Annotated in this window: 7 protein-coding genes; 3 read left to right on the forward strand and 4 right to left on the reverse strand. The window is 49.5% G+C overall.

Annotated features, from left to right (window positions below):
- Positions 1–131: 131 nt before the first annotated feature.
- The 4 genes from Q0499_RS06955 to Q0499_RS06970 all read right to left on the reverse strand — a co-directional run bounded on the left by Q0499_RS06955 (position 132) and on the right by Q0499_RS06970 (position 4,516).
- The gene (locus Q0499_RS06955) at positions 132–1,721 is read right to left on the reverse strand and encodes an ATP-binding protein (RefSeq protein WP_299197631.1); all 1,590 of its coding nucleotides are present in this window, start codon (positions 1,719–1,721) and stop codon (positions 132–134) included.
- 159 nt (positions 1,722–1,880) lie between these two features.
- Complete coding sequence (locus Q0499_RS06960; protein WP_299197633.1) at positions 1,881–2,642, reverse strand: cytochrome c3 family protein; 762 nt, start codon at positions 2,640–2,642, stop codon at positions 1,881–1,883.
- Positions 2,639–3,217 (reverse strand): hypothetical protein, encoded by a 579-nt coding sequence (locus tag Q0499_RS06965; protein ID WP_299197635.1) that lies wholly within the window; start codon positions 3,215–3,217, stop codon positions 2,639–2,641. The genes Q0499_RS06960 and Q0499_RS06965 overlap by 4 nt, the downstream gene beginning before the upstream one ends.
- 9 nt (positions 3,218–3,226) lie before the next feature.
- Entirely contained in the window at positions 3,227–4,516 is a 1,290-nt protein-coding gene (locus tag Q0499_RS06970) for a 2Fe-2S iron-sulfur cluster-binding protein (RefSeq protein WP_299197637.1), read from the reverse strand.
- Positions 4,517–5,468: 952 nt separating this feature from the next.
- On the opposite strand from Q0499_RS06970, the gene Q0499_RS06975 reads away from it, so the two are divergent.
- From Q0499_RS06975 to Q0499_RS06985, 3 genes are all read left to right on the forward strand, one after another.
- A complete protein-coding gene (locus Q0499_RS06975; RefSeq protein WP_363317778.1) occupies positions 5,469–10,244 on the forward strand; it encodes an NAD-glutamate dehydrogenase in 4,776 nt (1,591 codons plus the stop codon).
- 102 nt (positions 10,245–10,346) lie between these two features.
- Positions 10,347–10,574, forward strand: a complete 228-nt coding sequence (locus Q0499_RS06980) for a hypothetical protein (RefSeq protein ID WP_299197641.1) — start codon at positions 10,347–10,349, stop codon at positions 10,572–10,574.
- Between the two features lie 519 nt (positions 10,575–11,093).
- Entirely contained in the window at positions 11,094–12,224 is a 1,131-nt protein-coding gene (locus tag Q0499_RS06985) for an acyltransferase (protein ID WP_299197643.1), read from the forward strand.
- Positions 12,225–12,555 lie beyond the last annotated feature (331 nt).

A 12,555-nucleotide genomic window follows, 5' to 3' on the forward strand; every position in this document is an offset into this window, starting at 1 on the left:
TTGCCCTCTATTGTTGTGAGGGTGCAGGTTAGCGGGTAAGGTGGAATATTATTAGATGGGGTTTATCGACCGCTTACCGTAGTAAAGGGAGGGGTAGTTTAGGAGTCTTTAGCTTTCAGCGCTTTTTAACGTTAAGAGCTCTGTCCGTTTGCGTTGGCATCAGGCATGAGGGGCAGGTCGATATGGAAGTGCGCGCCCTGATCGCTCGGCAAGCATTCTATATGCCCCTGCAGTAGCTGACTGACCAGGTTGTAAACAATGTGCATCCCCAGACCGCTGCAGCCAAGGCTGCGCTTGGTGGTCATAAAGGGTTCAAAGAGTTTGGTGTGCCAGCCAGCGGTTATACCCACACCGTTGTCCCGGTAGTCGATCTGAATCCGCTGGCCGCTGGTGTTTATGTCGATGGTGATTGTGCCACCGGGCTGGTTGTCAAAACCATGCAGCAATGAGTTGAGAATCAGGTTGGTAAAAATCTGGTAAAAACTCCCCGGATAGCTGTCCAGTATTAGTTGATCAGGCCCGCGCACAGTTATGAGTGGGTTGGACTGTTTCAGTTTTGGCTTCAGTGAACGCCGTATCTCGTCCAGATACTGAATCAGGTCGAAACGCCTGCGCTGCTCACTCGCCTGGTCAACAGAGACCAGTTTGAAGGCGCTGATCAGCTGTGCCGCGCGCTCCAGGTTTTCACAGATCAGCTGACTGCTTTCAACCGCAGTTTCGGCCAGCGGGTTATCCGGGTGTTGCTGTTGGTAAAGGTTAGCCTGATCCGCGAGAAACGAGGCGGCGGTGTAGCCGATCCCTATCGGGGTGTTGATCTCATGAGCGACACCCGCCACTAACCCCCCCAATGCTGCAAGTTTTTTCGATTCAACCAGCTGTTGCTGGGTTTCCTGCAGCTTAAGCAGCGTGGCGCGCAACTCTTCGTTGCTCTGTTCCAGCGCCTGGGTCCGCTCAGACACGCGTTGTTCTAACTCTGCGTTTAAGCGTGCCAGTGAGCGTTCGGCATCTTCCCGTTTGCCCATATCGATCAGCATCGACTGACGCATCTGATTCATCGAGTTGACCACCTGGCTGAGCTCATCCTCTTTTGCCTGGGGCTTTCGCTTCAGAATCAGCGGGTTGTCCAACTGATCGAGCCTGAGCCGTCGGGCATAGTCGGCCATGGTGCCCAGGTGACGGGTTACCAGTTGATTGAACAGGGTGAGGATAAAGATGGAAACCAGAAAGGTTTTGATCCCCTGAGAGGCGAGAATCAGCAGTACTTTATCCGCCAGACGCCGATAGACTTCATCCAGGCTGACGATCAGGGTCAGGTCACCGACTTTAACCGCCTCATTGGTTTTATCGCTGTAGTTCAGCTCGAAATGACGTTCAACCGTTGCGCCCACACGGGGCTTGGTTCCTGCGCTATAGAGATTGCCAAACTGTGAGTGGATCTCCAGATAGCGAATATCAGGTAGCTGGAGTAAGCCGTCCAGCTGCACCTGAACTTGTGTTGGACTAATCTCCCACAAACTGTTGGCAAGGCTGTTTAGCGAGCTGGCTTCAATCTGTTGTAAACGTTCATCGATAGCGGATCGTTCATAACGATAATCCAGCCATAGTTGAGTACCGGTCGCTATCAGAGTGATAGCTGAACTGTACAGGAGGATTGAGGTGAGTAACCTGATGCCGATGGGCTTCTGGCTACAGAGTTCATTAAAGCGTTGTAACAGATGCATTATCGTGAGTTTTTCAGGCCAGGAAGACTCTATGATAACGCCATCGTCGAAAGAGGAAAGATTTTATAGCGTCGCCCGGCTGATTTTCTCTTCGCCGGCGTCAATGGCCGATGCCATTGACGCGTCTGTTGCCACTGTTATTGGCTGAAGCTTGCTAGCTTAATCATCATGATCCTTATCACGTCGTTTATAATCGTAGCCCTCAACGCCGCCCGATCGCATCAGATCCTTGGCCTCATCTTCGTCTCCGCTGCGGTGACATTTAACGCAGTTTTCATAGTCGCGGATACCCTCTTCAAGATGCTCTTCGCGAATCTTTGATCTTGAGTGTTCGTGACAGCCATAACAGGTGTAATCTGTGTAGTCGTTATTGACATGGCAGGTTTCGCACTCTGTTTCGTGGTGCCGGTCGAAACGGAAATATTCGTCGTGATCAAAAGTCGCAGGCGTCCAGGCATCCTGAGAGTGACACTGATCGCAGTTGCCTTTGATCTTTTTGTGCAGGTCATCCGTCGGGCTGGTATGGCAGCTATCACATTCGTTCTGCAATGAGGCATCAAGCAGGTTGTGGGAGAACTGACTGATGGGCCGGAAAGCCTGCACCCCATTGTGGTCGCTGTGACAGCTGACACAGTCCTCTTCAATCAGATTTTGATGAAAGGCAACGTTCTTCTTCTCGGTGGCAATGGGGACACCTTTCGTGGTGATTTTGCCAATCTCTTCGACTTTGTGACAGGCGATACACTTGTTGGCGGGGCTGCCAATAAAGGGGGTGTGGCAGGCAAAGCAGTCATCCGCCAGCTCTGCATGGGAATCAATCAGCTTACCCGGGCTGATCATATGCTGGGGCACAAATATTGTTAGCAGAACCAACGCTAACAGATTAATGACGATAATGAGGAGGATCGTTTTATTTTTCATTTCCACTCCCAGAACAGAAGAATGCTGAGAATATGGGTGAGGCCAAGCACGGTAAACACCAGGGTAATGGGCAGATGCACCGCGCGCCATTTTTTCATCAGGTCGAAGGTGGTGGCATCCCAGAACAGTTTCTTCTCAATCGCCTCTTCAGACAGGCCTTGTTGTAAATAGAGATCTTTCTTTGCCGCAAGGAATTCGCGTGAGCGATTCAGCAGATATTTACCGGTCATGCCACTGATAACGTTGACCAGCATCGCCGCCAGCGCCAGCCAGGGTAACACGGTATACACATGGATACCGGCATGTACCATAATCATCAGGGTACCCATCCAACCGAGAGTTTCATGCATAATGAGCAGGGTTTTGGGTTTGCCAAAACTGATCATCTTGCGTTTGCGCATGGAGTAGAGGAATGACACTAGAATCAGCAAAACCCCCGGTATTCCCAGCCAGCGGCCAATCCATACAAGGTCGAAGAGATGCAGTAATGCATCTGAGATTATGGTTGCAAGAATCAAAGCACCGAACATCTGCAGGAAGGGGATGACTTCTCTGCGTATGAGTGATCGTTCCATAGTTATTCCTTAAGCGTCCAGTGTGAGATCACAGCTGGGTGTTGAAATGCAGAGTAAACAGTGCCCCGGTTCGACATCGGCATCCGGCTGTTGGGTATAATCCACTTCGCCTGATGTCACCGCGGTCTGGCAGGTGCCACAACTGCCCGCATGGCAGCCGGACATCACATCGATATCGTTCGCTTCGGCAAATTCCAGCAGCGAATCGGTAGTCGCGTTCCACAAAATACTTTTGCCGGATCGGCTGAAGGTCACTGTGATGGGGTGCTCTGAAGCAGTAGGTTGAGGCTTTTCATGTTTGATGAGCGAGGCCGGGCCAAAGGATTCATAGTAAATATCGCCACTATCGACACCCCATTCTTCTAAGCCCGGTACCAGACTTTCCATCATGGGTTTAGGGCCGCAGACATAAAACTGGTAGCGCATCAGCTTTAAGGTGTCACGCAATAGATGAAGAGTCACCCGGCCTTTGTGCTGATAATCGATTCCCTCTATATCGCTCTCCAGCGGTGCGCTATAGCAGGTATAGAGGTGAAAGTTGTGGTGCTTATCCGCGAGAGTTTGCAGGTGCTGTTTCATAATCTGATCAGACCCATTACCGACACCGTAATAGAGCCAGACCTCACGATCAGTTCCGTTCTCTAATAAGCTGTTCAGCATACTCAACATCGGCGTAATACCGATGCCGCCGCCAATCAATACGATGGGGAGTGGTTCTGCTTCCATCAGATGAAAATGACCGCCTGGCGCTCTGACCTGAAGCTTGTCACCTTCGCATATGTGATCATGTAGAAAGCTGGAGGCCAGACCCGCGGGTATCTCTGGCAGACCGACAGGTGCCTGAGCGCGTTTGACCGAGATTCGGTAGTAGTCAGATCTGGGCGCGTCAGAGAGGGAGTAGCAGCGCACCACGGACTTCGTCTGATCTGTATCTGCATCGCTGATGGCGAGTTTGAAGGTTAAAAACTGCCCGGGTTTGAAGGCGGGCAGGGGCTGCCCATCACTGGGAGCCAGATAAAAAGAGCAGACTGACTGCTGATTATCTTCTGGCACACGGCGCTGTACGATGAACTCCCGAAACCCTTTCCAGGCAGCTTCGGCTGGGTGATAGGGTTCTGATGCAGTGTCATCCGCGAAGATTGCTGTAGTGGCTGCGGGTGAAGAGGGCTCAGCCCTCTCTGTTTGGCCATCCAGCTGTTGATAGTGGCTCCGGCGACGAAAGTAGATCAGCATTGCGCCGACAGCTAGCTGCAATAGAATCACGGCCAGGATTATTAATGCCAGGTAACCAGTGGTCATCGTCATTATTCCTAATATTCACTTGGGTATAACATAAAATCAGGTGTAACGTTTAATAAGAATAATTGTATTATTTTAGCTTCATTTTAATGTCTGTCATAAAAGACAAGCCTGCTCAGTGGTAGTGGTTTATACAGGATTAAAGCCTAAGATTCATTTAACCCCCAGACTGCCATAAAACAACTGAAACCCCTGTTATTATGATGCATATCCGAGACTTTAAAAAATAAAACCTATTTAAAGTCAGTAGGATAACTATCATCACAATCACTGTAGCACAGATTGTTGAGTGCTGTGCGGGTTGCTCTCAAGCGAACATAGGACCTGGATCAAGCTCTTGTCATTTACTTGGTTAGAAGATGACATTATTGTTTTTTATTTTAAGAAACCTGTGGTTTAAATTTAATTTATATGGCTATTTTATCTTAGTGGTTTTATGAACAGTCTATAGGCTTTTAATGGTCTTATAATTTTATATTTTCTCCTTAAACTGAGCGTTATATCCGTATGCAGCCGAGGGTGTTGATCTATCTGTTCCCTGGCATCGTCACCTACCTGCCTCGGTCGATGAGTCAGGGATGACTCAATGGCTCTAAACCCGGTGAAGAGTATCAGACGACTCTCATTTTTCCCGCCCATGACAGGTATTTGTTGTCTTTTTCTGACAGATCGTATTCTGACAGATCTTTGTCTGCCGATCACTTGGTCTATTATTCATTGGAGGGGGCGGAAGAGCCTATGCAATATAAGGCGTTGCAGGGTTTGGCATAGAAGGAGGTTTTATTGGCATGAAAGAGGGTCATTAAAACCGCTTGCCAGCCTTATGCTGATGTCGTGTTCTGGACAGGTCCCTGTCTGAATTTATGGAAAATAAGAAAGGTTAAAAAATTAAACAACTATGTCTGATCGTTCATCTGAAAAACCCATGTTACTTACGCCACTGAATGACTTAGTGACCGAAAGACTCCCGGCAGAGATGGCCAGCACCGTGGTCGATTTCGCAGGTTATTACTACCAGACATCGACCTCTGATGAGCTGAGTGAGCGCTCGCTGGAAAATATCTATGGGGCAACGATGTCCTGTTGGCAGTTTTTGCAAAGTTTTAGCGGCAGTGAGCCAAAGGTCCGAGTTTATAACCCCGATCTTGAGAAGTCGGGCTGGCGCTCAAACCATACGGTGATAGAGATCATCCAGAGTGACATGCCATTTCTGGTGGACTCGGTGCGCATGGAATTGAATCGCCGGAATCTGGTGATTCACACCATTCATAATGCTGTTCTCTATGTTCAGCGTGATGAGGGCCGGTTGGTTAGTTTTGTTGCGCCGGATAATGAATCCGCTCAGGCTGAATCAGTTATCTACCTGGAAGTCGATCGCACCAGTGATCCGACAGCACTGAAAGCGATCCTGACGTCGCTGCAGTTGGTGCTAGAGAATGTCGATATTGCGGTTGCCGATCACCCCCTGATGCAGGCTCAGGCTCAGGCATTGCTGGAGGAACTGTCACACCAGCCAGCACAACCCAACGATGCTGAGGCGCAGGCATTTCTGCGCTGGATGCTGGATAACCGTTTTACCTTTCTCGGTTATGATGAACTTAGCATCGACGGGGATATCGTTCAGCGTGTCGAGGGTAGCGAATTAGGTACCCTGAAACTGCATAAAAATGCCGGTCAGGGACAGTCTAATCTGCTCAGTGATCTGCGTGAAGATGAACGGGATTTCCTCTTAGAACCCACGCGCCTGATGTTCGCTAAAGATTACCATTACTCGCTGGTGCACCGTCCTGCGTATATGGACCGGGTGGTGATCAAACGTTTTGATGCACAGGGCAACGTCATTGCTAAATGTCGTTTCCATGGTTTGTATACCTCATCGGTATATTCTGAACCGATGCTGGATATACCGATGGTTCGCAGCAAAGCGGAAGCGGTGTTGAAACGTGCCGGATTTGAGCGGCACAGCCATAATGGCAAAGAGCTGTTACAGATCATGAATGATCTGCCCCGTGATGAACTGATACTCTCCAGCGAGCAGGAACTGCTGGACACGGCGATGGGTGTATTCAGCCTGCATGATCGCCGTAAGGTGCGCCTGTTGGCCCGTACAGACCGGTGCCACCAGTTTATAACCTTTCTCTACTATGTCCCCCGGGACATTTTTTCTACTGCCTTGCGAGTGCAGGTGCAAGACCTCTTGGTAAAGGCCTGTGATGCCAGCGAAGCTGAATTCACCACTACCTTCAGCGAGTCTGTTCTGGCCCGGGTACAGTATGTTTTACGTATCGATCCCGATAAGTCGGCTGATCTGAACCTGTCGCAGCTGGAAGCGGAAGTGGTGCATATTTCACGGGACTGGCGCGATGAGCTGCATTCCCGGTTGACCGATCAGTGTGGTGAAGAGCAGGGCAACCTGTTACACCATGGTTATGGTCATGCCTTTACCAGTGCCTATCGTGAGCACTTTCCCGCGCTGAGTGCGGTGTACGATATCCAGCGAATCGAAGCCTTGAGTGACGAAAACCCGGTGACTATGAGTTTCTATCGGGTGCTGGAACAAAGTCAGAACGTGCTGCGGTTCAAACTGTTTAATGCGGATGAGCCACTGGTGTTGTCCGATGTGATCCCGGTGCTGGAGAACCTCGGCATGCGGGTGATCGGTGAACACCCCTATCAGGTCAGCAGAAGTGATGGCAAACAGTTCTGGATGCACGATTTTACCCTGATCAGTCAGGGGAGTGAGCCGGTGGTGCTGGAAGAGGTTAAAGATGTCTTCAATGATGCCTTTGCCAGTATCTGGAGCGGCTGTGCCGAGAATGATGAGTTCAACCATCTGGTTATCGGGGCCAACCTGAGCTGGCGTGAAGTCGCCATGCTGCGTGCGTATGCCCGTTACAATAAGCAAATCCGGTTCGGTTTTTCACAAGCCTATATTGCCGGTACCCTGGCGCGACATATCCATGTCACCAAACTATTGGTGGCCCTGTTTCGGGCCCGTTTTGAGCCGAGTCGTCGGGAGAGTAAGAAGGCCCGTGCACTGGTTGATCGCATCAGCAACAGTATCGTTGATGCGCTGGAGAAGGTGGATAATCTCAATGAAGATCAGATTCTGCGACGCTTTCTCGAGCTGATCAAAGCCACCCTGCGCACCAGCTATTTCCAGCGTGACGCTGCTGGTGAATTGAAAGATTACTTTGCCTTTAAACTTAATCCCCGGGCGATTGCGGGTATTCCACAGCCGCGGCCGATGTTTGAGGTGTTTGTTTATTCGGCACGGGTTGAAGGTGTGCATCTGCGCGGCGGCAAAGTGGCCCGGGGTGGATTGCGCTGGTCCGACCGGCTGGAAGATTATCGCACCGAGGTGCTGGGGCTGGTAAAAGCGCAACAGGTGAAAAACTCAGTGATCGTGCCTGTTGGTGCCAAAGGTGGCTTCGTCGCCAAAATGTTACCTACCACCGGTGGCCGTGAAGCGTTTCAGGCGGAAGGCATCGCCAGTTATCAGATCTTTATCTCGGCGTTGCTGGATATCACCGACAACCTGGTCGGCGGCGAAGTGGTGCCGCCGGTGGATGTGGTGCGTCATGACGAAGACGATCCCTATTTTGTTGTCGCCGCCGATAAAGGCACCGCGACCTTCTCTGATATTGCCAACGCTATCGCCGAGGAACGGGGATTCTGGCTGGGAGATGCGTTCGCCTCCGGCGGCTCACAAGGCTATGACCATAAAGGGATGGGCATCACCGCCCGGGGTGCCTGGGAGTCGGTCAAGCTGCACTTCCGCGAACTGGGTAAAGATATCCAGTCGGAAGATTTCAGCGTGGTTGGCATAGGTGATATGGCCGGGGATGTGTTTGGTAACGGCATGTTGCTGTCTGAACATATCCAGTTGTGCGCCGCGTTTAACCACCTGCATATCTTTATCGATCCGACCCCGGATGCCGCCAGCAGCTTTATTGAGCGTAAGCGGTTGTTCGAACTGCCTCGTTCCAGCTGGGAAGATTACAACGCCGAACTGATCTCCGCCGGTGGCGGTGTCTTCTCCCGCGCGTCTAAATGGCTTGATATCAGTCCGCAGATGCAGGCCCGGTTTGATATCAAAGAGTCCCGCCTGTCACCCAATGACCTGCTCACCGCGCTGTTGAAAGCACCGGTCGACCTGATCTGGAATGGGGGCATCGGTACCTATGTGAAAGCCTCCCATGAGAGCCATGCCGAGGTGGGCGACAAGGCTAACGATAGCTTGCGTATCAACGGTAATCAGCTGCGCTGCAAGGTGTTGGGTGAGGGCGGCAATCTGGGCTTCACGCAGCTGGGGCGGATAGAGTTCTGTGCCAACGGTGGTAAATCCAATACTGACTTTATCGATAATGCCGGGGGTGTGGATTGCTCCGACCATGAAGTCAATATCAAGATTCTGCTGAATGAAGTAGTGGCGAACGGTGACATGACCGTGAAACAGCGCAACGCCCTGTTGCGCGAGATGACCGATGAAGTCGGTGATCTGGTGCTGCAGAACAACTATAAGCAGGCGCAGGCGATCAGTATCGCCCACAGTCACGCCCGCCGCAGTATGGATGAATATATCCGCCTGATCAACCGGCTGGAAGCCTCGGGTAAGCTGAATCGGGAGCTGGAGTTTATCCCCGCCGATGAGCAGTTGCAGGAGCGTAAACAGGCACAGCAGGGGCTGACCCGGCCGGAGCTTTCAGTACTGATCTCCTATGTGAAAGCCGAACTGAAAGAGGCGCTCAGCGAGACCTGGATTACCGGTGATGCTTATCTGAGTCATGAAGCGGTATCAGCCTTCCCGCAGCGTTTGGTGAATGAGTTTAGCACAGAGATTTCGCAGCATCGGCTGCGAGCTGAGATCATCGCCACGCAGATAGCCAACGGCATGATCAACAGCATGGGCATCACCTTTGCCGACCGCCTCTGCCAGATCAGCGGTTCCGGGTTTGGTGATGTGGCTGCGGCCTTTGTCATCGCCAGAGATGTGTTCAATATTGATGCGTTGTGGCATCAGATTGAGTCACTGGATAACCAGGTTGAATCAGCGTTGCAGCAACAGATGATGGCCGATGTTATCCGTCTGATTCGCCGTGCGACGCAATGGTTTCTGCGAAACCGCCGGCCTCTGGATGTCGCCGGGACGGTTGAACAGTTCAGTCGTGGTGTCGGGACACTCAGTGGCCAGTTGTCGCAATTGCTCAAAGGCGAGCCGCTGAACCAGTGGCAGCAAAAGCATGATCAACTGACGGTGGCGGGGGTGCCCGCTGAGCTGGCGTCAATCGTCGCGGGTACCGATAGTCTCTATGCGTTGCTGAGTATTATTCAATCTGCGGAACAGACCGGTGAATCACTACAACGGGTCGCGCAGATCCACTTTGGTCTGGGAGAGCGTCTGCAACTGCAGTGGTTTGATCAGCAGGTGAAAGAGCTGGCGGCAACCAACCACTGGGAAGCGATGGCCCGGGATGGTTTCCGGGAAGATCTCACCAGTCATCAGCAAGCGATAACGGTCAGTGTTCTGTCTGCCGTTGATTCTGATAGTCCCGAAGTAACAGAGCAGGACGGTGTTCAGCTTGTAGAAAGCTGGCTGGAGGATAATCATCGCTTACTGGATCGCTGGCAGTCTCTGCTGAATGAGGTGCGTGGTAGTACTCAGCAGGACTTCGCGATCATTACCGTGGCGATCCGTGAACTCATGGAGCTGGCGCAGGCGAAGTAAGTATCCACCATCGGGTCGCTGGGATGTTCAGATGAACATTCCAGTTATCCCTTAGCGGTCGCTTGCAGACAGGTGGCTAAATTAACAACAACGTGTAGAACTATGAAAAACTTTAACTCTTTGCTGGCGATAAAAACGGTGCAATGCGCACTCAAAATTAAAAAAATGGCTGCTGACAGCTGGTGGGTCTACCGTCATGAAATCGGCGGTAATGGCACACTGAAACCGATTTCACGGGTGGTGTTCTTCGGCCGCAGCCGTGAAGATGTCGAGCGCTGGATCGAAATCCAGCGTCAGGAAACAAAGGTTTATATGTTGTCTGATAATTAGATCAACAGCGGATCGGTGATTTTCGAGACTGATCTATCTGTCTGATTCTCTTGCTGGATTGAGGTCGTGGTTGCCACGGTTAAACAGCACTCGCGCACCAGGAGGGCTGGGTCTTTGTTGAAAGGCCCGGCCTTCCGCCGTTTTAAATAGCTGTGAATTGATCGTTATCACTGACGGTTGATAACGGTGACAGCGCACCCCGCTGAGTGGAGATAAAGGGCTACAGCCTTTACCAATCTCTCAATTCAGGGGACCCCTTTCCGTTGAACTGGGAAATAGTTGAACTAACCCTTTGATTTACTTGAAAGCAGATATTATGATTCAGGCAATGTGATTGGAATGAATGCAGCCTCTACAGGCACGCTAATTCTGTAGAGTACCTCTTCTTATCGTAGCTATCCTGCTGATATATTAAATAAAAGTGACTTTTTGGTTTACGTGCAATCAGAACTATAGTGGCAAAGGGCACTGTGATTTTCTGCTAGAAGACCTTAGAGCTCAAACCACTGGAGATATAAATTGTACAATTGGTTAATAGATAAATTAGAGATTTCGCACGGAAAGCATACTCCCTTGCTTTCTATGGAAGGCTTAAGAGGGGTTGCAGTATTTCTGGTGTTTTGGGTTCACTATAGCTCCTTAGTCGACCCTTGGTTATCTGGTTCTTCTATATATGTATCAAACTTTATTCATAGTTTTGGACACTTAGGTGTAGATCTCTTTTTTGTTCTTAGTGGATTTCTTATATATGGCTCAATAGTTGATAAAAATGACTTTTCAGTCACAGAATATGGAAGGCGAAGAATTCAGCGTATATATCCAACATTCTTAATAGTATTCTCTGCTTATTTAGTACTGTCCTTTATCTTTCCTAGTGAAAGTAAACTACCTCAAAGTACGCTTGATAAAACAATATACATAATACAGAATCTACTGCTTTTACCAGGTATATTTGATATTAAACCAATTATTACAGTTGCATGGTCTTTGAGTTATGAGGTGTTTTATTATTTGTTAATCCCCTTTGTGGTTTTTTTGTTAAAGCTAAAGTCATGGAAGGTAAATAATAGGCTTTTATTTTGGGGCGGGGCTTCAGCTGCAGGGCTGATTTTATTTTCGTTATTCGGTGGTCCAGCTAGATTGCTTATGTTTATATCTGGCATTTTGTTATTCGAAATATACTCTAAAAAGCAATACACCATCCGCAAGGGCGGAACAATATTTTTATTCATGGCATTAACGATTTTTGGATTAAAATCTATTTTCAAATTTGATTATGCACTTTCAATATTAGCAATTTTCATTTTGTTTATACTGTTATGTCTATGCGCATTTAATCAGCAATCAAAAACATATAAGTGGTTAACTTATACACCCCTAAGGTGGTTGGGTAATATGAGCTATTCATATTATCTAATACATGGGTTGACTTTGAAGTTTTGTTTTTTAGTTATTGGTATTGTTCTTCCTGCCAGCTTTAACAGCGTCAGTCTTTATTATTGGCTTTGGGTGCCTTTGTTTGTCTTAACCCTAGTCGTTTCATTTATTCTTTTTTGTATTGTAGAACGACCATTATCTTTACAAATAAGTCGTGGTGGTCAAGCTTCTAAAAAACTAATGCCGCAGACTACAAAAGCAGCCGCTGATTAGGCCCTCATAAGGGATGGTATTTCGGAGAAAAGGGAACAGATTTGTAAGCGTCCGGCGAACCCATCTGGCATCCCAAGCCAGACCCTCTAATCTAGGTGTCCACCTATCGGACACCTAACATGACTCTCAATGCTCCTCCATCCGTAACCGACCAACCCAGTAAACGACGCCGTTTTAATCCGACGTTCAAAGCCATGATCGTTGACCTCTGTCAGCGGCCAGAAAACTCCATTGCCCAAGTCGCCCGGAATCATGGTAAGCGGTCAGTTAACAGCATCTTGCAATGTCACATTCCAGGGTAGCAGTGCCTCGATGTGATCGATGTTTTTCG

This window comes from uncultured Amphritea sp. (genome assembly GCF_937127095.1).
GTDB lineage: Bacteria > Pseudomonadota > Gammaproteobacteria > Pseudomonadales > Balneatricaceae > Amphritea.